Annotated in this window: 24 protein-coding genes; 9 read left to right on the top strand and 15 right to left on the bottom strand. The window is 71.3% G+C overall.

Annotation, left to right across the window (positions count from 1 at the left end; genetic code table 11):
• Window positions 1–53: 53 nt before the first annotated feature.
• Window positions 54–341 (top strand): ribosomal protein L7/L12, encoded by a 288-nt coding sequence (locus tag AC4MBH_RS20765; RefSeq protein ID WP_491797307.1) that lies wholly within the window; start codon window positions 54–56, stop codon window positions 339–341.
• 8 nt (window positions 342–349) lie between these two features.
• On the opposite strand, the gene AC4MBH_RS20760 is transcribed toward AC4MBH_RS20765, so the two are convergent.
• Both AC4MBH_RS20760 and AC4MBH_RS20755 read right to left on the bottom strand, forming a co-directional pair.
• Window positions 350–529: a hypothetical protein gene (locus tag AC4MBH_RS20760; protein ID WP_491797306.1), complete on the bottom strand. Its 180-nt coding sequence runs from the start codon at window positions 527–529 to the stop codon at window positions 350–352.
• A 37-nt stretch (window positions 530–566) separates the two neighbouring features.
• The gene (locus AC4MBH_RS20755; protein ID WP_491797305.1) at window positions 567–1,349 is read right to left on the bottom strand and encodes a helix-turn-helix domain-containing protein; all 783 of its coding nucleotides are present in this window, start codon (window positions 1,347–1,349) and stop codon (window positions 567–569) included.
• Window positions 1,350–1,462: 113 nt separating this feature from the next.
• Between AC4MBH_RS20755 and AC4MBH_RS20750 the strand changes: the two genes are divergently transcribed.
• Window positions 1,463–1,816, top strand: a complete 354-nt coding sequence (locus tag AC4MBH_RS20750; RefSeq protein WP_491797304.1) for a nuclear transport factor 2 family protein — start codon at window positions 1,463–1,465, stop codon at window positions 1,814–1,816.
• A gap of 6 nt (window positions 1,817–1,822) precedes the next feature.
• On the opposite strand, the gene paaI is transcribed toward AC4MBH_RS20750, so the two are convergent.
• The 8 genes from paaI to AC4MBH_RS20710 all read right to left on the bottom strand — a co-directional run bounded on the left by paaI (window position 1,823) and on the right by AC4MBH_RS20710 (window position 8,516).
• Window positions 1,823–2,269: a hydroxyphenylacetyl-CoA thioesterase PaaI gene (gene paaI / locus AC4MBH_RS20745; protein WP_491797303.1), complete on the bottom strand. Its 447-nt coding sequence runs from the start codon at window positions 2,267–2,269 to the stop codon at window positions 1,823–1,825.
• Window positions 2,266–3,318 (bottom strand): 1,2-phenylacetyl-CoA epoxidase subunit PaaE, encoded by a 1,053-nt coding sequence (gene paaE, locus AC4MBH_RS20740; RefSeq protein ID WP_491797302.1) that lies wholly within the window; start codon window positions 3,316–3,318, stop codon window positions 2,266–2,268. Before paaE ends, paaI begins: the two co-directional genes overlap by 4 nt.
• A gap of 3 nt (window positions 3,319–3,321) precedes the next feature.
• Window positions 3,322–3,801 (bottom strand): 1,2-phenylacetyl-CoA epoxidase subunit PaaD, encoded by a 480-nt coding sequence (paaD, locus tag AC4MBH_RS20735; RefSeq protein WP_491797301.1) that lies wholly within the window; start codon window positions 3,799–3,801, stop codon window positions 3,322–3,324.
• Window positions 3,798–4,712: a 1,2-phenylacetyl-CoA epoxidase subunit PaaC gene (gene paaC, locus AC4MBH_RS20730; RefSeq protein WP_491797300.1), complete on the bottom strand. Its 915-nt coding sequence runs from the start codon at window positions 4,710–4,712 to the stop codon at window positions 3,798–3,800. The genes paaD and paaC overlap by 4 nt, the downstream gene beginning before the upstream one ends.
• A 12-nt stretch (window positions 4,713–4,724) precedes the next feature.
• On the bottom strand, window positions 4,725–5,084 hold the full coding sequence (paaB, locus tag AC4MBH_RS20725; RefSeq protein ID WP_491797299.1) for a 1,2-phenylacetyl-CoA epoxidase subunit PaaB: 360 nt from the start codon (window positions 5,082–5,084) through the stop codon (window positions 4,725–4,727).
• Complete coding sequence (gene paaA / locus AC4MBH_RS20720; RefSeq protein WP_491797298.1) at window positions 5,081–6,064, bottom strand: 1,2-phenylacetyl-CoA epoxidase subunit PaaA; 984 nt, start codon at window positions 6,062–6,064, stop codon at window positions 5,081–5,083. The genes paaB and paaA overlap by 4 nt, the downstream gene beginning before the upstream one ends.
• Window positions 6,065–6,150: 86 nt before the next feature.
• A complete protein-coding gene (locus AC4MBH_RS20715; protein WP_491797297.1) occupies window positions 6,151–6,348 on the bottom strand; it encodes a YbdD/YjiX family protein in 198 nt (65 codons plus the stop codon).
• On the bottom strand, window positions 6,345–8,516 hold the full coding sequence (locus AC4MBH_RS20710) for a carbon starvation CstA family protein (RefSeq protein ID WP_491797296.1): 2,172 nt from the start codon (window positions 8,514–8,516) through the stop codon (window positions 6,345–6,347). Before AC4MBH_RS20710 ends, AC4MBH_RS20715 begins: the two co-directional genes overlap by 4 nt.
• A gap of 141 nt (window positions 8,517–8,657) precedes the next feature.
• Here AC4MBH_RS20710 and paaZ point away from each other — a divergent pair, with 141 nt between their 5' ends.
• Window positions 8,658–10,715 carry a phenylacetic acid degradation bifunctional protein PaaZ gene (gene paaZ / locus AC4MBH_RS20705; protein WP_491797295.1) on the top strand — a complete coding sequence of 686 codons (2,058 nt, stop codon included), beginning with the start codon at window positions 8,658–8,660 and terminating at the stop codon, window positions 10,713–10,715.
• Window positions 10,716–10,865: 150 nt separating this feature from the next.
• Window positions 10,866–14,531, top strand: a complete 3,666-nt coding sequence (locus AC4MBH_RS20700; protein WP_491797294.1) for a lamin tail domain-containing protein — start codon at window positions 10,866–10,868, stop codon at window positions 14,529–14,531.
• 41 nt (window positions 14,532–14,572) lie between these two features.
• On the opposite strand, the gene paaK is transcribed toward AC4MBH_RS20700, so the two are convergent.
• Window positions 14,573–15,889: a phenylacetate--CoA ligase PaaK gene (paaK, locus tag AC4MBH_RS20695; protein WP_491797293.1), complete on the bottom strand. Its 1,317-nt coding sequence runs from the start codon at window positions 15,887–15,889 to the stop codon at window positions 14,573–14,575.
• 10 nt (window positions 15,890–15,899) lie between these two features.
• Window positions 15,900–17,384: a hypothetical protein gene (locus AC4MBH_RS20690; protein WP_491797292.1), complete on the bottom strand. Its 1,485-nt coding sequence runs from the start codon at window positions 17,382–17,384 to the stop codon at window positions 15,900–15,902.
• Between the two features lie 166 nt (window positions 17,385–17,550).
• Here AC4MBH_RS20690 and AC4MBH_RS20685 point away from each other — a divergent pair, with 166 nt between their 5' ends.
• Window positions 17,551–18,015 carry an META domain-containing protein gene (locus AC4MBH_RS20685; protein ID WP_491797291.1) on the top strand — a complete coding sequence of 155 codons (465 nt, stop codon included), beginning with the start codon at window positions 17,551–17,553 and terminating at the stop codon, window positions 18,013–18,015.
• A 464-nt stretch (window positions 18,016–18,479) separates the two neighbouring features.
• Window positions 18,480–18,950, top strand: coding sequence for a hypothetical protein (locus AC4MBH_RS20680; protein ID WP_491797290.1), 471 nt, complete (start codon window positions 18,480–18,482; stop codon window positions 18,948–18,950).
• A gap of 55 nt (window positions 18,951–19,005) precedes the next feature.
• On the opposite strand, the gene AC4MBH_RS20675 is transcribed toward AC4MBH_RS20680, so the two are convergent.
• Window positions 19,006–19,398 (bottom strand): hypothetical protein, encoded by a 393-nt coding sequence (locus tag AC4MBH_RS20675; RefSeq protein WP_491797289.1) that lies wholly within the window; start codon window positions 19,396–19,398, stop codon window positions 19,006–19,008.
• Window positions 19,399–19,529: 131 nt separating this feature from the next.
• Between AC4MBH_RS20675 and AC4MBH_RS20670 the strand changes: the two genes are divergently transcribed.
• Entirely contained in the window at window positions 19,530–19,793 is a 264-nt protein-coding gene (locus AC4MBH_RS20670; protein WP_491797288.1) for a hypothetical protein, read from the top strand.
• A 680-nt stretch (window positions 19,794–20,473) separates the two neighbouring features.
• Here the strand turns inward: AC4MBH_RS20670 and AC4MBH_RS20665 are convergent.
• Window positions 20,474–20,833 (bottom strand): DUF7710 domain-containing protein, encoded by a 360-nt coding sequence (locus tag AC4MBH_RS20665; protein ID WP_491797287.1) that lies wholly within the window; start codon window positions 20,831–20,833, stop codon window positions 20,474–20,476.
• Window positions 20,834–20,966: 133 nt separating this feature from the next.
• On the opposite strand from AC4MBH_RS20665, the gene AC4MBH_RS20660 reads away from it, so the two are divergent.
• Window positions 20,967–21,485 carry a SigE family RNA polymerase sigma factor gene (locus AC4MBH_RS20660; RefSeq protein ID WP_491797286.1) on the top strand — a complete coding sequence of 173 codons (519 nt, stop codon included), beginning with the start codon at window positions 20,967–20,969 and terminating at the stop codon, window positions 21,483–21,485.
• Entirely contained in the window at window positions 21,482–22,693 is a 1,212-nt protein-coding gene (locus AC4MBH_RS20655) for a hypothetical protein (RefSeq protein ID WP_491797285.1), read from the top strand. The genes AC4MBH_RS20660 and AC4MBH_RS20655 overlap by 4 nt, the downstream gene beginning before the upstream one ends.
• An 87-nt stretch (window positions 22,694–22,780) precedes the next feature.
• Here AC4MBH_RS20655 and AC4MBH_RS20650 read toward each other — a convergent pair whose 3' ends face one another.
• Entirely contained in the window at window positions 22,781–24,079 is a 1,299-nt protein-coding gene (locus AC4MBH_RS20650; protein ID WP_491794885.1) for an IS110 family RNA-guided transposase, read from the bottom strand.
• Between the last annotated feature and the right edge of the window lie 243 nt (window positions 24,080–24,322).

Genomic DNA, 24,322 nt, shown 5'->3' with positions numbered 1-24,322 from the left:
GCGCTGAGGGCGCAGACCCTGCCCCGGCTCACGGGCCGTCGTAGGCTCCGCGCGTGGACCTCAGCAGCGTCGACCTCGTGTTGCTCTCCTTCGGCCTCGCGCTCCTGGTGGTGCTGCTCGTCCAGACCCAGCGCCTGGCCAACCTCCAGGCCCGCGTCAAGCGCCTCGAGCGCGCCGTCGACCCGCCGTCACCGCCAGAGGTCTCCGGCCTGTCACCCGACGTGGAGCAGGAGGTCCTCCGGCTCGTCCTGGCCGGCAAGAAGATCCAGGCGATCAAGGTGGTGCGCCAACGCACGGGCCTCGACCTCCAGTCGGCCAAGGACCTCGTCGAGCGGTTCTGAGTGCCCGCCTAGAGCTCACACCCGTCCGGCGCGCACGCCACCCAGAACCCGCCGATCACGGCGACGCCGACCAGCAGTGCGAGCAGACCCGCCCAGGCGAGCGCCGGGTTGCGAGCGGCCAGGCCGGCGGGCGCACACGCCAGCCCGGTGCCGACGAGCAGGAGGGCGGTGAGCGAGACCAGGGTCACCGGACCAGCATACTTGAACGCGTTCAAAGTCGCGGGGCTACGCACCCAGGAGCCGCCGCGTCCGGTCGTCGGCGGGCACGAAGGTCTCGAGGTGCAGGCCGCTCAGGGTGACGTCGGAGGCGCTCTCGACCTGGCTGGTGACGCTGAACAGCCGGAGCACGTCGTCCCCCGCCTCCACCTCCAGCGGGACGACCGGGTCGACCTGCGCCCGGACGGACGGCGCGTCGGGGACCGGGTAGCCGACCACCTCGTCCCGGAGCGAGACCAGCGCGGCGTCGCGCCCGGTGCGGGTGATGCGCTGCTCGAGCTGGTGGAGCAGGTGCGCGCGCCAGGTGGGCAGGTTGCGGGTGCGCGGCGCGAGTCCTCGCGGGTGCAGGCAGAGCCGGATCACGTTGATCGGCGGGTCGAGCAGGCTCGGGTCGCACCCGGCGAGCAGCGCGTCGACCGGCGCGTTGGCGTCGACGACGTCCCAGTGGTCGTCGAGGAGCAGGGCCGGGTACGGCGCGTGGGCGTCGAGCAGGGACCGCAGCCCGGCCAGCACCGGCGCGATGGCCTCGTCGTCGATGGCGCGGTGGGGGTAGCGGGGCGCGAAGCCGCCGGCGAGGAGCAGCCGGTTCTGGTCGGCCAGGGGCACCTGCATCACCTCGGCCAGCCGGACGATCATCTCCGGCGTCGGCCGGGACCGGCCGTTCTCGACGAAGCTCACGTGCCGGGTGCTCACCTCCGCCTGGCTGGCCAGCGCGAGCTGGCTGAGGGAGCGCAGCTCGCGCCAGCGGCGCAGCTCGTCGCCGACCGAGGGCGACGTCACCGTCGAGGTCATGCTCCGAGGGTAGGGAGCCGGCAGCGGGGCGGCCATGACCTCGCAGGTAATCGACCGGCACGCCGGACCCCGGCCAGTCTCCGGGTGCAACCCGTCCGAGCAAGGGAGACACCATGAACGAGATCGCCAGTCGCTACCTCGACACCTGGAACGCCACCGACGAGTCGGCTCGCGCCGGACTCCTCGCCACCCACTGGTCCGAGGACTGCGTGTACGTCGACCCGCTCGCCGAGGTCCGCGGCCGCGAGGCCGTCGGGGCGACGGTCCAGGCCGTGCACGCGCAGTTCCCGGGCTTCGTGTTCACGCTGGTGGGGGACGTCGACGCCCACCACCAGCAGGCCCGCTTCCAGTGGGGGCTGGGCCCGGCCGGTGAGGAGCCGGTCGTCATCGGCTTCGACGTCGTGGTGGTCGACGCCGACCAGCGCATCCGCGACGTCCGGGGCTTCCTCGACCGGGTGCCCGGCTGACGCCGCCTAGCCCTGGGGCGCAGGGGGCGCGGCCGGACGACCGATCGTCCGGCTCCGCCCCCGGAACTCCGCGACCACGACGTCGTCAGCGGCCCGCCGCACGGTGACGTCGTACAGGCCGGAGCGGCCGCGCAGCGAGACCTCGCGGGCGGTGGCGACGAGCTCGTCGCCACCGCGCGCCGACTCCAGGAAGCTCACGTCGAAGCCGGACGCCACCGTCACCGGACCGTGGGAGTTGCAGGCCAGGGCGAACGCCGTGTCGGCCAGCGTCGCGACGAGGCCACCGTGGCAGATCGCGAAGCCGTTGAGCATGTCGTCGCGCACCACCATCGCCACCGTGGCCCGGCCCTCGGCCTGGTCGAGCAGGCGCATCCCGAGCGCCCGGCTGGCGGCGTCGTCGGCCCACATCCGTCCGGAGCCGGCGGGCACGGCGTCACTCACGGCGTCGCTCATGCGTCGAAGTCGACGGTGACCGCGTCGCCGACCGGGTGCGACTGGCAGGTGAGCACGAACCCGCGGTCGACCTCCTCGTCGTCGAGTGCGTAGTTGCGCCGCATGTCGACCTCGCCGTCGGTCACCCGGGCGCGGCAGGTGCCGCAGACCCCGCCCTTGCAGGCGAAGGGCAGGTCGGTGCGCGTGGCGGCCGCCCCGTCGAGGACCGTCACCGAGCGCAGGATCGGCGTCGTCGTGGTGCGACCGTCGAGCGTGATCGTGACCGCGCTCGTCTCGCCGTCGACGACGGCCTCGGCGCGGTGCAGCTCGGGCGGTGGCTCGTCGACGTAGAACAGCTCGGCGTGCACCCGCTCCTTCGGTACGCCGAGCTCGGCCAGCACCGCGCGGGCGTCGGCGATCATCCCGTAGGGCCCGCACAGCCAGACGTGGTCGACGCCGGCGACCGGCACGAGCGTGCGCAGCAGCCGCCGGAGCCGCTCGCCGTCGAGCCGTCCGGAGAACAGCTCGACGTCGCGGGGCTCGCGGGACAGCACGTGCACCAGGTCGAACCGCGACGTGTGCCGGTTCTTCAGGTCGGCCAGCTCCTCGGCGAACATCACCGAGCCGGTCGTCCGGTTGCCGTAGAGCAGCGTGACCTGGGCCTCGGGGTGCCGCAGCACGGTCGAGGCGATCGAGAGCATCGGCGTGATCCCCGACCCCGCGGCGATGCACAGGTGCCGCCCGCCGGCCTCGGGGTCGGCGCGGAAGGTGCCGTCGGGCGCCCCGACCTCGACCACGTCGCCGCGGCGCACCTCGTGCACCAGCCACGAGGAGAACAGCCCGTCGGGGATCTCGCGGACCCCGACGCGCGGCCGCGACCCGGCCGGCGCGCAGATGGAGTACGAGCGCCGCTCCTCGCGGCCGTCGAGCTCGCGGCGCAGCGTCAGCCACTGCCCGGCCTCGAAGTCGAAGACGTCGCGCAGGTCGTCGGGCACGTCGAAGGTGACGGCGACGGCGTCGTCGGTCAGCCGTTCGACGTCGGCCACCGTGAGCGCGTGGAAGCCGGGCACGGCCTAGATCTCCTTCACGTGGTCGAACGGCTCGAGGCAGTCGGTGCAGCGGTAGAGCGCCTTGCACGCCGTCGACCCGAACTCCGAGGTGAGCTCGGCGGCCCCCGACCCGCAGCGGGGGCAGGTCACCGCCCGCCGGGTGGGCAGCAGGTTGAGCGTCACCGGCCCCTGCGGTGCCGGGCCCGGCGCCGAGACGCCGTGCTCGCGCAGCGCCTGCCGGCCGCGCTCGCTGATCCAGTCCGTCGACCAGGCCGGCGTGAGGCTCACCCGCACCTCGACCTCGCTCCAGCCGGCCTCGCGCAGCACCCGCACCAGGTCGTCGCGCATCGTGGCCATCGCCGGGCAGCCGGAGTAGGTCGGCGTGATCGTGGCGACCACGCGGTCGCCGTCGTCGACGACCGACCGCAGCACACCGAGGTCGGCCAGCGTCAGCATCGGCATCTCGGGGTCGGTGACGGTGCTGGCCACCGCGGCGGCGCTCACCACTGGCCCCTCGGGTGCGCCCGAGCCACCGACTGCATCTCGGCGAGCAACCGGCTGAGCACCTCGGTGTGCCGGCCGTCGCGACCGGTCAGCCCGCCGTGGGCGCCGACGTCCTTGACCTCCGGCCGCTCGACCTGCGCGGTCGCGAGCACCTGGGCGAGGACGACGTCGACCTCGTCGGCGACCTCGGCCGGGTCGACCGCGACGCCGACCGCGGCCAGCGTCGACTCGACCTCGTGGGTGCGGCTCAGCTCCCACCGCAGCGGCCAGACCGCGGCCAGTCCGGCCTGCACCCGTCGGCGCGACTCCGCGGTGCCGAGCGCGAGCGTGACGACCCAGCGGCCGGAGTAGTCGCGGTGGTAGGCCAGCTCCTTGACCGCCTTGGCCGCGATGGCGCTGATCACGGGGTCACGGCTCCCGACCAGCCGCTGCGCCAGCGCGAGCCGCCACGTCGAGAGCACCAGGAGCCGCGCGACCGTCTCGGCGAAGTCGCCGTTGACGCCCTCGACGAGCCGCACGTTGCGGAACTGGTGCTGGTCGCGGAAGAAGGCCAGCGCGTCCTCCGGCGGCACCGGTGACCCCTCCGGCAGCACCGGTACGACGGCGGGGTCGGCCGCGGCGGCCCGCGCGAGCAGCAACCGCGCCTGGCCGAGCAGGTCGAGCGCGATGTTGGCCAGCGCGATGTCGTCCTCGAGGTCGGGGGCGTTGCTGCACCACTCCGAGAGCCGGTGGCTCCAGATCAGCGCGTCGTCGCCGAGCATCAGGCAGTACGCCGCCAGCGCGGCGCCGTCGACGCCCTCGGGGATGGTGGTGTCGACACCGGCGAGCGGGTCCTCGAAGTCGGTGCCGAAGGCCCAGTGGGAGTCGTCGCCACCCAGCAGGCCGTCGTAGACGCTGTCGTGCTCGGTCATGTCGTCCACCCCCTACATGTGCGGGACATCGGCGGGGATGTCGTAGAAGGTCGGGTGGCGGTAGACCTTGTCGCCGGACGGCGCGAACATCGGGTCCTTCTCGTCGGGGCTGGAGGCGGTGATCGCCTCGGCGCGGACCACCCAGATCGAGACGCCCTCGTTGCGCCGCGTGTAGACGTCGCGGGCGTGCCGCACCGCCATCGCGTCGTCGGCCGCGTGCAGCGAGCCGACGTGGACGTGGTTGAGGCCGCGCTTGCCGCGCACGAACACCTCGTAGAGCGGCCACTCGCCGCTGACGGCCTCGCCGAGGCCGGTCGGCACGCCCTCGAGCGGGACCGCGCCGTGCCCGCCGTCGGCGGAGTACTCGCTCATGCTCGGCCACCGCTGGTCGAGGAAGGCGCGCCAGCGCCTGTCTCGAGACCGCCGGCCGACCGCCGCGCGAACGCCATGGCGGCGTCGCGCACCCAGGCGCCGTCGTCGTGCGCGCGGCGCCGGTGGGCCAGCCGCTGGGCGTTGCACGGGCCCTCGCCGCGCACCACCTGCTTGAACTCCTCCCAGTCGGGCTGGCCGAAGTCGTGGTGCCCGCGCTCGGCGTTCCAGCGCAGGTCGGGGTCGGGGAAGGTGACGCCGAGCCGCTCGGCCTGCGGCACCGACATGTCCACGAACTTCTGGCGCAGCTCGTCGTTGGTGTCGCGCTTGATGCCCCACGCCATCGACTGAGCGGTGTTGGGGCTGTCGTCGTCGGGCGGGCCGAACATCATCAGCGCCGGCCACCAGAACCGGTCGACCGACTCCTGCACCATCGCCCGCTGCTCCTCGGTGCCGCGCATCATCGTCATCAGCAGCTCGTAGCCCTGCCGCTGGTGGAACGACTCCTCCTTGCAGACCCGGATCATCGCCCGCCCGTAGGGCCCGTACGACGTCCGGCACAACGGCACCTGGTTGCAGATCGCCGCGCCGTCGACCAGCCAGCCGATCGTGCCGACGTCGGCGTAGGACAGCGTGGGGTAGTTGAAGATCGAGGAGTACTTCTGCGCCCCGGTGACCAGCTTCTCGGTCAGCTCGGCCCGGGAGACCCCGAGCGTCTCGGCCGCGGAGTAGAGGTAGAGGCCGTGGCCGGCCTCGTCCTGCACCTTGGCCAGCAGGATCGCCTTGCGCCGCAGCGACGGCGCCCGGGTGATCCAGGCGCCCTCCGGCTGCATCCCGATGATCTCGGAGTGCGCGTGCTGGGCGATCTGGCGCACCAGCGTGGCCCGGTAGTGCTCGGGCATCCAGTCCCGCGGCTCGATCCGGTCGTGCCGCGCGATCACCTCGTCGAAGCCGGCCTCGAGGATGGCGTCGGTGCTCGTCATGTCGTCTCCCGCATTTCCTGACCGATCGGTCTGTTATACGGTGCCACGCCGTCGGCGCCGGCGCAAGGGCGAGAGACCGGTGTGCCTCAGCAGCAGCGTTGCTGCGGCCGGGCACCCCGCTCGTCCTGGCGCCGACGCTCGAAGGCCCGCCGGTCGAGCACGGGCGCATCCGGGTGCGCCGCGCGCTCGTGGTCGACGTACCGGTCGTAGGCCTCCTCGCCGGTGACCGCGCGCAGGTACCACCGCAGCCCACCCCACCAGCGGCCCAGCGTCGCCACGCTCACGGCTCCCGCTCCCCCGCCATCGCGAGCTTCTCCTCCTTGGTCGCCACCAGGCCCGCCGGTGCGACCAACGAGGACCGCTCGTACGGCGTCTCGGTCGTCGTCACCGTCTCGGGGTGCCGGATCGACCGGATGCAGACCCGGGCCGCGTCGACGATCACCACGATCACCAGCAGCGCGAAGAACGCCGCCAGGATGCCGTCGACGGTGGTGTTGGTGACGATCTGGCGCATCCCGTCGAGGTCGGTGGCCGGCGCCAGCACCTCGCCGTCGTCGAGCGCGTCGGAGAAGCGGGAGCGCTGGGCGAAGAAGCCGAGCTTGGGGTCGTCGGAGAAGACCTTCTGGTAGCTGGCGGTCAGCGTCACCGCGACGTCCCAGGCCAGCGGGATGCCGGTCACCCACGCCCACCTGAGCTTGCCGTGCTTGATCAGCAACGTGGTGGCCACGGTCAGCGCGATGGCCGCGAGCAGCTGGTTGGCGATGCCGAACAGCGGGAACAGCTGGTTGATCCCGCCCAAGGGGTCGGTGACGCCGACGTAGAGGAAGTAGCCCCAGCCGCCGACGACGACGGCGCTGGTGAGGTAGACACCGGGCTTCCACGAGACGTCGGCGAACGGCTTGTGCACGTTGCCGAGGGTGTCCTGCAGCATGAACCGGCCGACCCGGGTGCCGGCGTCGACGGTGGTGAGGATGAACAGCGCCTCGAACATGATCGCGAAGTGGTACCAGAACGCCTGCAGGCCGCCGCCGAACGCCGCCGAGAAGATCTGCGACATGCCCACCGCGAGCGTCGGAGCCCCGCCGGTGCGGGAGACCAGGGAGTCCTCCTCGACGGCCGCGGACGCGTCGGCCAGCTGGTCGGGCGAGATGACGAACCCGAGACCCGCGACCGCCTCCGACGCCGACTCGAAGGTGCCGCCCATCAGCGCGGCCGGTGAGTTCATGGCGTAGTAGAGCCCGGGGTCGATGATCGAGGCGGCGATGATCGCGCTGATCGCGACGAAGCTCTCGGCCAGCATGCCGCCGTAGCCGATGAGCCGGACCTGCGACTCCTTCTCGATCATCTTGGGCGTGGTGCCCGAGGCGATCAGTGCGTGGAAGCCCGACAGCGCCCCGCAGGCGATCGTGATGAACACGAACGGGAACAGCGACCCGGCGAACACCGGGCCGTTGCCCTCGATCGCGAAGTCGGTGACCGCCTTGTTCCCCAGCACCGGCCGGGCGAGCACCAGCCCCACCGCCAGCAGGGCGATGGTGCCGATCTTCATGAACGTCGAGAGGTAGTCGCGCGGGGTGAGCAGCATCCACACCGGCAGCACCGAGGCGACGAAGCCGTAGGCGATCAGGCAGAACACCAGCGTCTCGGGCGAGAGCGTGAAGGTGTCGGCCAGCGACGACCCCTCGACCCAGCCGCCGCCGATGAGCGCCAGGAGGAGCAGGGCGACCCCGATCGCGGTCGTCTCCATCACCCGGCCGGGCCGGATGGTGCGCAGGTAGAAGCCCATGAACAACGCGATCGGGATCGTCATCGCGATCGAGAACGTCGCCCACGGCGAGTCGGCCATCGCGTTGACCACGACCAGCGCCAGCACGGCGAGCAGGATGATCATGATCGAGAACACCCCGACCAGCGCGGCCACGCCGCCGACCGGGCCGATCTCCTCGCGGGCCATCTGCCCCAGGCTCTTGCCGTCGCGGCGCATCGAGAGGAACAGCACCACCATGTCCTGCACCGCGCCGGCGACGATGACCCCGACGATGATCCAGATCGTGCCCGGCAGGTAGCCCATCTGCGCGGCCAGCACCGGTCCGACCAGCGGACCGGCACCGGCGATGGCGGCGAAGTGGTGGCCGAACAGCACCCGGCGGTCGGTGGGTTCGAAGTCGACGCCGTTGTCGAGGCGCTCGGCCGGGGTGGCCCGGGTGTCGTCGACCTCGAGCACCCGCTTGGCGATGAACCGCGAGTAGAAGCGGTAGCCGATGGCGTAGGAGCCGAGGGCCGCGCCGAGGAGCCAGAGGGCCGAGATCTGCTCGTCGCGGACCAGGGCGAGGACGCCCCAGCAGACCGCGGCGACGACCGAGACGACGGTCCAGATGACGACCTGGGCGGGACGACGGCGCCGTGGGCCCCCGGCGTGCTCCGGCGCAGGGGTGGCGGTGGTGGCGGTCACGCATACCTCCTGGTGGTCCCCACCGACCCGAGCGTGCGGTGGGGTGACCGGCGTCACTCTAGGGCGTGGCCCGGGTGCTAGAAAGAGGTCGGGCCAGGCCGACGCCGACCCGACCTCCTCGCGGAAGGCAGCGTCCCGACCATGACCTCTCCCCTGCTCGAGAGCTACGCCGCCGGCCACTGGTACCGCGCCCCCGACGAGGGCCGGCCGGTCCACGACGCCGCCACCGGCGACGAGGTGGCCCGCATCTCCTCGGCCGGCCTCGACCTCGGGGCGATGGTGCGCCATGCGCGCGAGGTCGGCGGGCCCGCGCTGCGCGCCCTGACCTTCCACGAGCGGGCGGGGCTGCTCAAGCAGCTCGCCAAGCACCTGCTGGCCGGCAAGGACGACCTCTACGCGATCTCCCACCAGACCGGGGCGACCGACCGCGACTCGGCCGTCGACATCGACGGCGGCATCGGCACCGTGTTCTCCTACGCCTCCAAGGGCACCCGCGAGCTGCCCAACGACACCGTCTACCTCGACGGCCGGCCGGAGCCGCTGGGCCGCGGCGGCACGTTCCTCGGTCAGCACGTCTACACCTCGCGGCCGGGGGTCGCGGTGCAGGTCAACGCCTTCAACTTCCCGGTCTGGGGGATGCTCGAGAAGCTCGCGCCCGCCTTCCTGGCCGGGATGCCGACGATCGTGAAGCCTGCGGCGCAGACGGCGTACCTGACCGAGGAGGTCGTGCGCCGCGTCGTCGCCTCCGGGCTGCTGCCCGAGGGCACGGTCCAGCTCCTGGCCGGCAGCCCCGACGGCCTGCTCGACGAGCTCACCGTGCAGGACCTGGTCGCGTTCACCGGCTCGGCCCACACCGCCGGGCTGCTGCGCAACCACCCGCAGGTCCTGCACGGCGGGGTCCAGCTCGGCGTCGAGGCCGACTCGCTCAACTGCTCGGTCCTCGGCCCCGACGTCACCCCCGACGTGCCGGAGTTCGACCTGTTCGTCAAGGCGCTGGTCACCGAGATGACCGTCAAGGCCGGCCAGAAGTGCACGGCCATCCGCCGCGCCATCGTGCCGCGCGGCTCGGTCGACGACGTCCTCGCCGCGGTCGTCGCCCGCCTGGAGAAGGTGACCGTCGGCGACCCGCGCGACGACGGGGTGCGGATGGGCGCACTGGTGAGCCTCGACCAGCGCGAGGAGGTGCGCAAGGCCGTGCAGTCGCTGCGCGCGTCGTGCGACCTCGTGCACGGTGACCCCGACCGCGTCGACCTGGTCAGCGGAGACGCCGAGCGGGGCGCGTTCCTCTCCCCCATCCTGCTGCGCGCCTCCGCCGGCGCCGTGGAGCCCCACGACGTCGAGCCGTTCGGTCCGGTGAGCACGGTGCTGGCCTACGAGTCCCTCGACGAGGCGGTCGCGCTGGCCGCCCGCGGGCGGGGCAGCCTGGTGGGGTCGCTGGTCACCCACGACCCCGACGTCGCCCGCACGGTCGTGCTGGGCCTGGCGCCGTGGCACGGGCGGATCCTGGTGCTCGACCGCGACGACGCCGGCGAGGCCACCGCGGCCGGCGGCCACGGCTCACCGCTCCCGGTGCTCGTGCACGGCGGCCCCGGGCGCGCCGGTGGCGGCGAGGAGCTCGGTGGCATCCGCGGGGTGCTGCACCACATGCAGCGCACCGCCGTCCAGGGCTCCCCCGACGTGATCACTGCCGTCACCAGCCGCTGGACCACCGGTGCGCAGCGCGCGCTGCCATCGGACGGCGACGGCCTCCACCCGTTCCGCAAGAGCCTGGCCGACCTGCGCATCGGCGACACGATCCGCTCCGCGGAGCGGCAGGTCACACTTGCCGACATCGACCACTTCGCCGAGTTCACCGGCGACACGTTCTACGCCCACACCGACCCCGAGGCCGCGGCCGCCAACCCGCTCTTCGGCGGCATCGTCGCCCACGGCTACCTGGTCGTCTCGCTGGCTGCCGGCCTGTTCGTCGACCCCGCCCCGGGCCCGGTGCTGGCCAACTTCGGCGTCGACGACCTGCGCTTCCTCACCCCCGTCAAGGCCGACGACACCATCGCCGTCACCCTCACCGTCAAGCAGATCACCCCGCGCGCCTCCGCCGACTACGGCGAGGTGCGCTGGGACGCCGTGGTCACCAACGCCGACGGCGAGCCGGTGGCGACGTACGACGTGCTGACGCTGGTGGCCAAGACCTGGCCCTAGGCGCGCGTGGCCCCCGGGAGGGATGCCTGGTCGTACCTCCGCGTTGGCGCCACGTTGTCCTCGCGTTCTCCTGGACGCCGAAGGATGTAGTGGTTCTCACCAATGCGCCGCGGGACCGGGCCCCGGCACGACTCCTCGAGGAATGCCTCCGTGCGCCCACACCGCAGAACCTCCGGCCTGCTCGCCGCGCTCCTGGGAGCGGTCACCGCGCCGATGGTGCTCTCCGCGGCGCCGGCCGAGGCCGCCGTCTCCGACATCCGGATCAACGAGGTCAGCTCCGAACCGGACGACTTCGTCGAGCTGGTCAACACCGGTGCGGAGCCCGTCGACATCGCCGGCCTGACCGTCGCCGACGCGGCGTCCGCGCCGTTCGCCATCGTCCAGGCGTCGACGATCCTGCAGCCCGGAGACCTCTACTCGTTCACGATGGCCTCGGTCGGCGGACCCGGACTCGGCAGGGGCGACGCGGTCACCATCGCCTCGAGCGGCACCCCGGTCGACTCGTACACGTGGCCCACCGGCACCCACGCCCAGCCGTCCCACGGCTTGTGCGAGGACGTGAACGGGATGGTGGTGCAGGCCGCGGCGACGCCGGGGCAGGCCAACGACTGCCCTCAGCCTGAGGTCGTGCTGAACGAGGTCGCCTCGAACCCGAACCCCGACATGGTCGAGCTCCTCAACGTGGGTGTCGTGCCGGCAGACATCTCCGGGTGGCAAGCAGTGGACACCGACCCGACCCACGCCCACATCACGTTCGCTCCGGCTGGCACGGTGCTGGACCCCGGTGAGTACTTCACGTTCAACCCCGACGACGCGGCGTTCGTGGGCCACTTCGGCCTGGGTTCGGGCGACGGCATCACCATCTTCGAGGCCGACGGCACCACGGTCGTCGACGGCTACAGCTACGCCGCGACCGCCGCGCACGCCACGCCCTCGCACGGCCGGTGCGCCAACGGCACGGGTGCCTTCGTCAAGACGACCGCCGTCACTCCCGGCGCTGCGAACGCGTGCCCGCTCACGCCCGGCGCCGCTGACATCAAGATCAACGAGGCCAGCTCCGACCCGTCGGACTGGGTCGAGCTGACGAACATCGGCCAGTCGCCGGTCGACGTCTCGGGCTGGTTGCTCAGCGACGACGCCGGCACGGCCGACCCGACCCACCTGCAGGCGCTGCCTTCCGGCACGACGCTCGCTCCCGGCGGCTTCGTCGCCATCGACTACACCGCGGCGGGCCTCGGCAAGGGCGACCAGGCCAACCTCTACCTCCCCGACCGCGTGACGCGGGCCGACCACACCACGTGGCCGGCCGACACCCACGCGAGCGCGTGGGGTCGCTGCCCGGACGGCACGGGTGGCTTCCAGGTGACGATCCCCACCAAGGGCGCGGCGAACAACTGCGACGCACCCCCGCCGCCCCCGCCGCTCGACCCCAACTGGGGCAACATCGAGGTCAACGAGATGTCCTCGCTCAACGCCGGGCAGGAGGGCACGCCCATCGCCGATGCGGTCGAGCTCGTCAACACCGGGTCCACGGCGGTCAGCATCGAGGGCTGGTGGCAGACCGACAGCGGCGCCGCGAGCGGCGCATCGGCGTTGACGCTCGCCGACCTCCTGGTGTGGAACGGGACGGCCCTCGCGCCCGCAAGCACGATGAGCGTGCCGGCGGGTGGCTACGTCGCGTTCTCGTCGAAGAAGGGCCTGTCGGGCGAGGGTGACGCGGTCAAGGTCTACGGACCGGGCGCGACCGCGGCCGAGCGCCAGCTGGTCGACGAGGCGTCGTACGGCGACGGGGACGCCGGGTTCTCCGACACCACGGCAGCCAACACCGGTGCGAAGTCCTTCGCCGCCTGCCCCGACGGCTCGGACGACCTCTGGCGCGTCCGGGCGCACAGCCTCGGGCAGGACAACACCGCCTCGTGCGCGACCAAGCACCGGCTCAGCACCCCGCTGGTCACCGGAGTGGTGCTCAACGAGGTCTCCGACGTCGCCGGCAAGGCGGAGCTGCTCAACACCGGCACCGCCGTCGTCGACATCTCCGGCTGGACCCTCACCAACGCCGCGGGCACCGTCGTCCTCACCGTGCCGGAGAGCACCACGCTCGCCGCGGGCGGCTACTTCCTCGCCGAGGGCATCACCGGCCTGGGCGCCGTGGACTCGCTGACCGTGACGCGACCCAGCGACGGCGCCTCGTTCCTCGGCCACTCCTGGACGGAGTCCGGCGTCGCGTCCTACAGCCGGTGCGAGGCCTTCGGCCAGGTGTCCTACGTCGAGACGCCGTCGGCCACCTGGGGTGCGGCCAACCTCTGCCCCACCCTGCCGGCCGAGCCCTGGCCCGGCGGCACCGAGGTGACCGTCGCCGACGCCGGCGCCGACCTGTTCACCGACGTCGACTCCCCGCAGGGCGGCACCAACGGCGAGGGCGACGTCTCCGGCGTGACCTTCGCCGAGGACGGTGACGTCCTCTGGGCGATCATGAACAAGGGCCGCCTCTTCAAGCTCAGCAAGACCGAGGCCGGCACCTACGACAGCCACGACGCTGCCTGGGAGGGAGGCGTCCCGCTTGCCTTCGCCGACGGCGACGGTCAACCGGACTCCGAGGGCGTGACGGTCGGCCCCGACGGCGCGCTCTACATCACCTCCGAGCGGGACAACGAGCGCAACAAGAGCGGCTCGCAGAACGTCGTGCTCCGCTACGACGTCAGCACCGTGACCGCATCGACGGGCGAGCTCGCGGCGACCCACCAGTGGGACGTCCACTCGTTCGTCCCGACCGGCTCCAACCTCGGCCTCGAGGGCATCGCCCACGTCCCCGACTCCTTCCTGGTCGACTCGGACTGGAAGGTCGGCGGTACGGCGTACTCGGCCGCCGACCAGCCGACCCCCGGGTTGTTCGCGGCCGCTGTCGAGGGCACCGGCGACGTGCACTTCTTCTCCCTGGCGACCGGTTCCGCGCCGGTCGAGGTCAAGGTCGAGTCGTCGGGCTTCCCGTTCGCGATGGACGTCGCCTACGACGCCGACCGGCAGCAGCTGTGGACCCTGTGCGACGACACCTGCGGCGGGGTCCACCACGTGCTGGAGGTCGACGAGAGCGGCGACCTCGCCGTGACGGCGTCGTACAACCGTCCGGCGGGCATGCCCAACCTCAACAACGAGGGCATGGCCATCGCGCCGCTCAGCACCGCCACCGCCGGTTCGGTCGAGGTCATCTGGGCCGACGACGGCGACACCGACGGCTACTCACTCCGTGCGGGAACCCTCTCGACCGACGCCGCCCCCGGCACGATCGTGGAGGCCACGGGTCCGACCGTCACCGGGACGAGGAAGGTCGGCTCGACCCTGATCGGCACGGGCGGCACCTTCGCGCCCGCTGCGGTGACGCGTCGCTACCAGTGGCTGGCCGACGGCAGGGCGATCGCGGGTGCCACGAGCACGCGGCTGAAGCTCGTGGGCGGGCTCGCGGGCAGGAGGATCAGCCTGCGGGTCACCGCCTCGGCCGCGGGCTACTCCGACCTGACGACCGTCTCGGCACCGACCACGGCGATCGCGAAGGGCAGGATCGTCGCGGGCAAGCCGCAGGTCGACGGCAAGGCGAAGGTCGGCAGGACCCTGACCGCGAAGGCGGCCAGGCCGTCGGTGGCGGCCCGGGTCCGCTACCAGTGGCTCGCCGACGGCACGGTCCTGCGCGGCAGGACGACGGCCAGGCTGACCCTGACCAGGGGCATGCGGGGCAAGAAGATCGCGGTCCGGGTCACCTACACCGCGAGGGGCTACCACGACCTGACCGGGGTCTCGGTCGCGAGGCGGGTCGCCCGCTGACGGCCGAGCACCGTCGTGCGGCTCGAGGAGCTGCTCCGGCCCTAGCGGGGCGGGCGCTGGTCGACGACCCGGCGCATCTTGCCGACCGACCGCTCCACGCTCGCCGGCGCGACGACGTCGACGTCGACGGTCACCCCGATCGAGCTCTTGACCAGCCCGCGCAGGGTGCGGCCCGCGGTGGCGGCGTCCTCGGCGCTCGCGCCCTCGCGGTGCTCCACGACGACGGTGAGGGCGTCGAGGGTGCCGGTGCGGGTGAGCCGGCACTGGAAGTGCGGTGACAGCACGGCGCTGAGCTGCGGGGCGAGGATGAGCTCCTCGATCTGGGTCGGGAAGAGGTTGACCCCGCGCAGGATGATCATGTCGTCGGTGCGACCGGTGATCTTCTCGATGCGCCGCATCGTGCGCGCGGTGCCCGGCAGCAACCGGGTGAGGTCGCGGGTGCGGTAGCGGACCACCGGCATCGCCTGCTTGGTCAGCGAGGTGAGGACCAGCTCGCCCTCCTCGCCGTCGGGCAGCACCTCGCCGGTGACCGGGTCGACGACCTCGGGGTAGAAGTGGTCCTCCCAGACGTGCAGCCCGTCCTTGGTCTCGACGCACTCGCTCGCGACGCCGGGCCCGATCACCTCCGACAGCCCGTAGATGTCGACGGCGTGCATGTCGAGCCGCTCCTCCATCTCGCGGCGCATGTCGTTGGTCCACGGCTCGGCGCCGAAGATGCCGACCTCGAGCGAGGTGGAGCGCGGGTCGATGCCCTGGCGCTCCATCTCGTCGATGACCGAGAGCATGTAGGACGGCGTGACCATGATGAGGGCGGGCCGGAAGTCGGAGATCAGCTGCACCTGCCGCTCGGTCATGCCGCCGGAGACCGGGACGACGGTGCACCCCAGCCGCTCGGCCCCGGCGTGCGCGCCGAGCCCGCCGGTGAACAACCCGTAGCCGTAGGCGTTGTGCAGGAGGTCCCCGGCACGGCCACCCGCCGCGCGGATGCTGCGCGCGACGACGTCGGCCCAGACCTCGAGGTCGTCGCGGGTGTAGCCGACCACGGTGGGCTTGCCGGTGGTGCCGGACGACGCGTGCAGGCGGGCGACCTGCTCGCGCGGGACCGCGAACATGCCGAACGGGTAGTGGTCGCGCAGGTCGGACTTGGTGGTGAACGGCAGCCGCGCCAGGTCGGCCAGCTCGCGGACGTCGTCGGGGTGGACGCCGGCCGCGTCGAACGCCGCGCGGTAGTGCGGGACGTGGTCGTAGGCGTGCCGCACCGACCAGCGCAGGCGCTCGGTCTGCAGGGCGCGGAGCTCGTCGATCGACGCGGTCTCGATCGGGTCGAGGTCGCCGGGGCGGGGACTCAGGTCGCGCACCGTCGCCCCCTCACGACCTGCCGCGCGGGCGCAGCAGCGACCTGGGTGCGCCCAGGAGCGCGGCGACCGGCAGCGCGCTGCGCGGCTCGAAGGGCTGGCGCCACAGTCCGCCGTGGGCGGCGTCGCCGAACAGGGCCTCGGGGTGGGTGCCGGGGCCAGGCAGGTCGCGGTGGACGTCGGCGACGAGCTTGGCGGCCATCAGCGCGCGGCTCGTGGCGGGGTCGAAGATCTCGACGCCGAACGGCGCGGCGCCGGCGTACGTCGCCGCCAGGACCTTGTTCTTGGTGACCGAGCGGGTCCAGGACGCCGGCGCGACGGTGCTCGAGACCCGGCCGCCGGCCTCGTGGTGCAGCACGGCCCGCCACCGCTGGAGCCGCTTGGCCAGCGCGTAGTTGGGGCCCTGCACGTCGACCAGGGTGTCGGTGATCCCCCACTCGGTGCCCTGGTCGTCGACCAGCGTGTCGGCGTACTGGACCCGGAAGGCGCGGCCGGCCGACACCGTGCGCGCGACACGGTGGACCGGCCCGTTCCACCGGCGCTGCTCTCGCCGCTCGCGCGCGTGCCGCACCACGTCGGCCGGCACGAGGAAGCTGTCGGTGGGCGTGTTCAGGTAGCCGAGGACCGCCTCTGGTCGAGCGTCCACGAGGTCGTGGGCGACGACGTCGCCGGCGGCGTTGACCTCGACGTGGGCGCCGCCGTCGGCGTAGGTGGTCGTGACCAGCACGGGGACGGCGGCCCCGCCACCAGCCTCCCGCAGGAGCCAGGCCCGGGCCGCCCCGAGGTCGTCGCGCAGGTCGAGCCCGGGCGCACCGTCGGCGCCGACCGGGACGCTCACGGTGCCCGCGCCGGCCTGGACCGTCGCCCGGATCCGGTCCCAGATCGACCGCTCCGGCAGGTCGACCGCGACGACGTCTGCCCCCCAGGCGGTCAGCTGCTCGAGCGGCCCCATGGCGGCCCCGGCTCCGAGCAGGACGACCCGGTGGCCCGGCAGCGCCAGCCACTCCGGGTGGGCGAGGACGGTGCGGACCGCGGCCACGAAGCCCGGCTCCACGACGCCGCGTGCGGCCCACGCGTCGAGCTGCTCCTCCAGCTGCGCACCGCGCAGGGTCCTCCCGCGGTAGGGGACGGCGAGCTCGCGCACCGGCTCCTGCGTGCCGACGAGCTCCTCCGTGCCGGGCGCGGGTCCACGGTCGGCGGGCGCTGCGTCGACCCACTCGCCGAGCGGTACGTCGGGCCGGCCCTCGTCCACCACGACGAGCCGGTCCCACACGGACCCGGCGCCGTGCTCGGCGATCGTGACGGCGTCCTCGGCGCGCACCGCGGCGCGCGTCGAGGCGGCGAGGTGGCCGACGTACTCGGTCCGCCAGCGCGTGCTGGACCGGGCACCCTCGGCGAGGGCGGGGTCGACGGCCTCGAGGGAGTCGGCGACCACCTGGGCCCCGGTCCGCGACGTACTGCGGCCGGACCCGTCGAGCGGGAATCGGACAGCGGGCATGGTGGGGCTCCCAGTCGGTGGTCGGACCCCGATTCTGGTCGACACCTCCCCCGCCTTCCAGACGCCGACGGCCAAGACTGCGGCCGTTGTGTTGTCACTGTCGGCCAACGCGCCCGGCGCGGCGCAGGGACCGGCGGCAGCCTGGCCAGGCGCCGGAACGGGGTCCATGATCATCCACATGGGCACGCGGCCGACCGGGACAGCGCACCCGCCGTCAGCGCGGTCGCTTCGTCGTCCGCGCGCGCCGGCCCTCGCAGTGGCTGCGACGGTCCTCCTCGGAACCACCCTGGGCCCCAGCGCCTGGACGGCACTGAACGACAAGCATGACGACGGACGATGGGTCCTCCGCGAGAGTCCCGCCCCGGTTCGGCCCGGCTTGACGATCACGATCGAACGCGACGAGATCCGAGGCGAGGGGCCGTGCAACATGTTCGGCGCAGGCTGGTCGCAAGACGACGGAGTCACCGGCGACGGGATCCGATCGACCCTGATGGCCTGCCCCGCACCCTTCGACCTGCAGGAATCGACCTACCTCTCCATGCTCGGCGAGATCACCAGCGTCGACGTCAGCGGCGACGAGCTGGTCCTCGAGGGCCCCGGTGGCGCTCTGGTCTACGAGCGACTGGGGTGAGGCATCCGCCAGCGGGGGCGTCGACGCGACACCGGGCGATGTGAGCGAAGAGCAAAGTGGCCCCTGTCCTGCGTTTCCGCAGGTCAGGCGCCACTTTCTTGTAGCGGGGGCAGGATTTGAACCTGCGACCTCTGGGCCTCCAGCGCATGCTTCTTGCCAGACTCCATAGTTGGACGGATTTTGAGGATGTGTGCCCTGACCTGCGCATTCACGGGCGCGCGACGGGTTAGATCATTGAAATGTCTTGTCCAGGTTTGCTCAGAATGGGCTGCTTGCGCTGGCGTTTACGTGACATAAACGGGTCACGGCTCAAATCTCCGCCGAGTCCTCGGGTCCGCGTCAGACCTCACCAACTCGCATCAACATCACCCCGCGAATGAGAGCCCCTCCCCCCGCAACCCGCTGGGACCCGGTCCGCCGGCTAATGCCGATGTGAGGCCGAGCGCCGGGGATACCGTTCCGGCGTGCCCCCATGCCTCGACATCTACGTCTGGGTCCGGTCGCCGGACCGTCCGAGGACGATCTCCCAGTTCGTCGATCGGTACGTGGATCGCGCCGATCCAGGCGACCCGCGCTTCGGCGCGTTCATGCGGGCGTTCATCGACGAGAAGCCGCAACCCGGTGACACCGAGGCCATGGCCGAGCTCTCACGCGACGGGACCAGTGGCTCGACGTTCTCTCTGTACCTGCGGTCTGGAAGCTTCCAGGCAGCGATCGTGACCCTGACGAACGAGGGCGATCTCGTGCTCGGCCTCAGCCTCGATGATCCGTGGAGCGATCCGGCGATCACGCATCAAGCCTCAAGGGATCTCTCAACGTTGATGGACGAGCTCGCCGGGGTAGCGGGTATCGGTGCAATTGAGTTGCCGCCACCGCAGTCACTCGAGGAGTGGTCCGAAGCCGCCGACCTGCTGCTTCGCTTCGGGAGTGTCTGAGCCACCCCCTGGTGCCGTTCTATGCGCGGTCGTGCCGAGAGTCGGGCGCCTGCTCTTACGCCGGAGCGAAGGAGTCGGGCTTCTCGGCGAAGCGCACTAGGAATGCAGCAACAAGCGTTTGGTCTGTGGGCACGACCAGCCCGTAGTCGTCGTCGGCGCGCCTTTCCAGTGTCTGTGCACGCTTGTCGTCGTCCAGAGCGTCAGCCTCGATGTCGCGGCGCACCATCGCGATAACCTCCGCAGCCGCCGAGAGTCCTAGCCACCGGAAGCCCGCCTCGGTTGCGTCAAGGTCAGCAGGAGTCGCTCGCTCCACGGCGTCTAGAAGTCCGCCGCTCATCGCCAGGCTGTGGAGCCCGAGCACCGACGCTAACGCGACGTCGCCGTGTCGTGGGTCGGGGCCACCGCCCGCCGAGGCTGCCTTGTTCCAGACTTCGTCGGTAACGTCCATGCCCCGGTTCTAGCACCACGAACCGCCCGACCATGCCGGGGAGCGGGCTCCGCCCGATCATGCCGACGCGGTGCGCTGTCGGGCCGATGGTCGGGCGCGCCGTTCCCACGGCCGATATGCATACTCGCGACATGGCCTACGCCCGCATCAGCGACCACTCGGACGTCTACATCTTTCCGACCCAGGACGGCGCCCCATCGCGCGGGCAGCGAGACGGCGGCCGAGGCGCGAAGTTGGTGTGCTGCGGTTGCTCGCTTCGCGACGACTGGGACTACGACTCAACTCAAGCGTTAGTTGACCATCTCGCCGAGCATCGTGCGGCCGGGCACCAGGTGCCGCCAATCGAGAGGGAGTTGTGGCGGGACGACGAAGAGAACTTCGCAACGCAGGACTAGTCATCGTGTCGTGCTGCGCCCGACTTTGCCGCGCTTAGGGCGCTTGTGCAGAGAGTCGGGCGCGCCGATCGAACCGCAGCGACGCGGCCGCCTACCCTCGCATCATGCGAAGCAGCAGCGGCGGCGGCGTGCTGGTAGCCCTAGCTGTGCTGTTGCTGGCAGGGTGTTCGGACGACGCGTCAAGTGCTGGTGGCAATTGCACCCTGATCGGCGGCGTGCATGGGCTGGGCGTCACAGTCGCCTCCGCTGTTGCTCCCGTTCGGAGCCTGGAACTCGACGTTTGCGAGGACGACCGATGCTCGAGTCATCGCGTCTCGCTGATGCCAGGGACCTCAGCCGACCCCGGGGACTGCACCGGGTCCGGACCTGAAGCGAACTGCGCAGCCGAGTCGACAACCGATGGCACGCAGCTCGGATTCGTCGAGCTCGCACTGCCTGTAGGGACTGTCGAGGTCAGTGGCCAGTACCGACAGGCGGGCGAAGTTGTCAACATCGCGGCTGCAACCGTCGCCGTGGAAGCCTCATACCCAAACGGGCCGGATTGCGGTACCGACGGCACCCAAGCCCAAGTCACCCTTGACGCCGATGGGCTGAGTTAGCCACCCGGCCCTGCCGTCAGTTGCGCGGTCGTGCCGAGAGTCGGGCGGTGCCTTCAATCCTTGGGGGAGCCCTCGTGACCCTCAAACACGTGAAGGTTGCCGCGTCCGCCCGGGTGAGAACTGACCGAAGTGCTCTGACGTGCCGTGATGGCCCCGGCTGGGCTTGAACAACCCTCGCTCCACGGCATCGTCATAGGCTCCGACGCCTAGTGGGTACTCGGTCAGAAGACCTGTGAGTCGATGCCGCGCAATCCACTCCATCGCTTGTTCCTCGCTTACGAAGACCCCGCGGGCGTGGCGGGCTCCGTCGCCGTGGAAGACCCATACAACCTGGTCTGGGGAGTCACTGGTCACGCGCGCATCGTCGCAGGCAGCCACATGAACTGCCGCCCGACCATGCCGCGTTGCGGGCTCCGCCCGACCATGCCGCGCTGAGGGCATGCGTCCGAGCGCCTGCTGGCTGGCTGGCTGCTGTCGGTTGCCCGACCGCGGGGGCCGACCAGTCGTGGCGTCGTGCAACCAGGCTGGGGGTCTAAACGGTTGATAGCCCTGTAAGCCGTAGTGGAGGTGGGCCATGGGTGGGGAGCCGGACGGGTTCCGTGAGTTCGTACAGGCACGTTCGCCTGCGCTGCTCCGCACAGCGTGGATGCTCACTGGCGATGCTGCCTCCGCTGAGGATCTCCTCCAGACCGCCCTGGCTAGAACGTGGCCTCATTGGAATCGGATCTCGACCGGTCAGCCTGACGCCTACGTGCGCAGAGTCATGGTGCGCACGAACCTGAGCTGGCGTAAGCGACTCTGGACCCGGGAACAACCCGCGCCGGACCCGGCGATCTACGAGCCGCCTGGGAGCACGTCGTCCTGGCCACGGCAAAGCGAGGACCGCCTCGTTCTCGGCGCCGCGTTGGCGGGGCTGCCGATCAGGCAACGCCAGGCCGTCGTCCTGCGGTTCTTCGACGACCTCTCCGTCGATGCGGTCGCCGAAGCGATGGGCACCTCTCCCGGAACCGTGAAGAGCCAATGCGCCAAAGGACTGGCCAAGCTGCGCGACGTGCTTGAGGCGCCCGCTGAGCTCGACAAGGAACACCGATGAACCCCAGCCGTCTGACTGATGAGCTCCGCGCGCTGCCCCCGCACCTCCCGCAGCCTCTCGACCGGTTCAGCCAAGTCCGCGCCCGGGTACGTCGGCGACGCCGCAACGCAGCGGTTGCGGCCGTCGCGGGCCTCGTCGTTGCCGGAGTGGCCGTCCCCCTCCTCACCAACGGCGGTGAGGCGGACAGCTCGGGGCTCGACCCGTCCACGTCGGTCCCGTCCACGCCTGAGTCCGCGGAGACGATCGGGGTGGAGGACGGCCGGCAGCCGGGGTTCACCGAGGTGACCGAGCTCGCCGATGCCATCACCGTCGAAGGAGTCGGCACCGTGACGGTGGAGCTCGGACCGCCTCCAGAAGGGGCCACAGGCGTGGCCCTGTCGTTGCAATGTCTCTCAGCGGGCCGTTTCGTCTATCCCGACGGCGCCTCGGCTGTCTGCAACGCCAAGGACGCCCGCGAGAACGAGCGCGCCAAGCCCATGCCTCTTGAGTTTCGATACGTGGTAGGCCTCGACGAGAGACATACGGGTGTGACCATCAAGGCTGCCCCTGACGACAAATGGCGGCTGGTTGCCTCCTACGTCCGCACGGCGACAACCACGTGGCGGACGAACCCTGCCGGGCAGACGTATGGCCAGATGAACGAGAACGGCTCCCCAGACCTGGTCAGCGTTGCTGTCGTCAACGGAAGCGGGTTCGCACTCGGCGCCGACCTGGACGGCGGGCCAGGACCGGCGACGCCGGCCGAAGCGGGCGAGTGGCAAACCAACATGAACCCCCAACGCGTACCCGTCTACGCCCAGGACGGCGAGACCATCGTGGGAGCCTTCGACACCGGTGACGGCGCCGGGCCGCGCCTGACCACCACCATGAGCGCCCCGCCTCGTGCCACGAGTGTCGAGGCGTCAGGCACGCTTGAAGTCACGCCAGACGGGTGCACGTTCATCGTCAACGGCGACCGCCGACAGTGGCTGATCTGGGGCTGGCCCACTCAGCTCAGAGACAGCGCCGGCCCCCCGACGGTTCTGGAGACCTTCACCGATCAACGAGTCGTCGCAACTGCTGGCGACGCACTCACGCTCCAGGCCCTCCGTGTAGACGGTCAACGAATCACCGACGGACCCTGCCTCACTGATGAGCCTGCCCTCTACGTCAATATCGCCAACGCCCCAGGCCCTCCTGCTGCCACAACGGCACCACCCACGAACTGAGCGACCGCAGGGCGACTTCGCCTCCGCGTTCAACGCCGCCCTCAGCCACCGGGTGGCGTGTACGCCCGACCATGGCTCCCTTCTGTGTCAAGGGACGCGTTGTAGGGCCTGGTTCCTGAGCTCTTCCGGTTGCGCAGCAGGCGGTTGTAGCGTCGGTTCTGCGGGTCCGTGGAGTGGCTTATCCGAAGTGCCGATGTGCGGGGTCAGGTCGGTCGCGCTGGATTCTTGAGTCGCCCCGCAGTGCCCTCCCGGGCCCGCGCCATCCGCTGGCCCGTCGGCCTCTTTGGACCCAGCTTGGTCATCGACATGGTCCGTGGCAGCAGCCGGCTCGGCGTCGCGTCGGGCGTCGGCGAGCAGTTGGCGGTAGATGGCGTCGCTGATGCGGCGCTTGAGGCATCGCAGTGCTTCGAGTGGGGTCTTGCCGGCGGCGAGCTTGCGTCGGTAGTAGTCCCGGCCGGGGGTGTCGTTGCGGATCTGCACGACCGCAGCGAGGTAGATGACGTGGTTCATCCGCCGGTTCCCGGCCCGTGAGAGTCGGTGGCGGATCTGCTCACCGGAGGAGGCGTCGAGTGGTGCGGTGCCAGTCCACGACGCGAACCGGTTCCTGTCAGCGAACCGCCTCACGTCGCCGACGTCGGCCAGGATCCGGGCTGCACCTGCCGGGCCGATGCCGTACAGGTCGAGCAGGCTCGAGCCGCGTTCGCGCACTGCGGCGGCTTGGTCGGCTTTCATGGCCTTGAGCCGCCGGTCGAGGCGAACCAGGTCATCGATCAGCTCGACGACCATCCGCCGGCGGGTCTTGCTGGCGATGTCGCGCGGACGCACGGTCGCCAGGATCGCCTTGGCCTGCTGGGCGGAGAGGTCCTTCTTCTTCGTTCCCGGCACCAGCTCGGCCAGCAGCCGGTGGATCCGGTTGACCGTCTGGACCCGTTGACGCGACAGCTCGTCGCGGCGGTCGCATAACATTCGGATCGCCTCGAGCTCACCGTCCTCGCATAGTTCCCGCAGCCCGTCGCGGTGCTCAGAGCTGACCGCGACCATCGCGATCGAATGAGCGTCCAGGGCGTCGGTCTTGCGGTTGTGACCGGTGTCGAACAACCGGACCCGAGCCGCCAGCTTGGCCGGCACATCGACCACCCGCTCGCCAGCAGCAAGCAGCCGCTGCGCCACCGACCGGCCCGCCCCATTCGCGCCCTCGACCGCCCACACCCGCCGCGCCCGGTCGGACTCGAGACGATTGACGTAACCCCACATCGCGGCGAACCCCGCCTTGTCGGTGGCGAACCGACCCTCGCCGAGCTTGACCCCGACCGTATTGACGACCTCGATCGTGGCCGACAACTTGTGCGGATCGACCCCGATAACCACCTGCTGCTTGCTGCTCAACACCCACCTCCCGAAACGGACCGCGCCCCGAAACGGGGCCTGAGGACGGTCGGGTGGGCAGCGCTACTACGAGCAGAGCAGTCCCTTCTCGAGCCACACCAGACCACGGTGACCAGCCGGTCGCAGACCATGGAAGAGCCACACCAACACCCGGTGGGCAGCCGCACAGAGAGCCACCCAGCCAGTCACCTAGACCGCAGTCTGGCCAGACCCCGATCCTGCAGTCGAGTCTCTAGTAGCCGC

The organism is Nocardioides sp. WJ219, assembly GCF_058559815.1.
The sequence above is the reverse complement of the archived record's forward strand: the minus strand, read 5'-3'. Positions and strand labels throughout refer to the sequence as shown.

What these genes read in the sequence shown, in the direction of transcription:
- AC4MBH_RS20755 (WP_491797305.1), bottom strand. Translation starts at nt 1,349, where the DNA reads ATGACCTCGACGGTGACGTCGCCCTCGGTCGGCGACGAGCTGCGCCGC.
- AC4MBH_RS20750 (WP_491797304.1), top strand. Translation starts at nt 1,463, where the DNA reads ATGAACGAGATCGCCAGTCGCTACCTCGACACCTGGAACGCCACCGAC.
- paaI (WP_491797303.1), bottom strand. Translation starts at nt 2,269, where the DNA reads ATGAGCGACGCCGTGAGTGACGCCGTGCCCGCCGGCTCCGGACGGATG.
- paaC (WP_491797300.1), bottom strand. Translation starts at nt 4,712, where the DNA reads ATGACCGAGCACGACAGCGTCTACGACGGCCTGCTGGGTGGCGACGAC.
- paaB (WP_491797299.1), bottom strand. Translation starts at nt 5,084, where the DNA reads ATGAGCGAGTACTCCGCCGACGGCGGGCACGGCGCGGTCCCGCTCGAG.
- paaA (WP_491797298.1), bottom strand. Translation starts at nt 6,064, where the DNA reads ATGACGAGCACCGACGCCATCCTCGAGGCCGGCTTCGACGAGGTGATC.
- paaZ (WP_491797295.1), top strand. Translation starts at nt 8,658, where the DNA reads ATGACCTCTCCCCTGCTCGAGAGCTACGCCGCCGGCCACTGGTACCGC.
- AC4MBH_RS20690 (WP_491797292.1), bottom strand. Translation starts at nt 17,384, where the DNA reads ATGCCCGCTGTCCGATTCCCGCTCGACGGGTCCGGCCGCAGTACGTCG.
- AC4MBH_RS20685 (WP_491797291.1), top strand. Translation starts at nt 17,551, where the DNA reads ATGATCATCCACATGGGCACGCGGCCGACCGGGACAGCGCACCCGCCG.
- AC4MBH_RS20675 (WP_491797289.1), bottom strand. Translation starts at nt 19,398, where the DNA reads ATGGACGTTACCGACGAAGTCTGGAACAAGGCAGCCTCGGCGGGCGGT.
- AC4MBH_RS20670 (WP_491797288.1), top strand. Translation starts at nt 19,530, where the DNA reads ATGGCCTACGCCCGCATCAGCGACCACTCGGACGTCTACATCTTTCCG.
- AC4MBH_RS20665 (WP_491797287.1), bottom strand. Translation starts at nt 20,833, where the DNA reads ATGCCCTCAGCGCGGCATGGTCGGGCGGAGCCCGCAACGCGGCATGGT.
- AC4MBH_RS20660 (WP_491797286.1), top strand. Translation starts at nt 20,967, where the DNA reads ATGGGTGGGGAGCCGGACGGGTTCCGTGAGTTCGTACAGGCACGTTCG.
- AC4MBH_RS20655 (WP_491797285.1), top strand. Translation starts at nt 21,482, where the DNA reads ATGAACCCCAGCCGTCTGACTGATGAGCTCCGCGCGCTGCCCCCGCAC.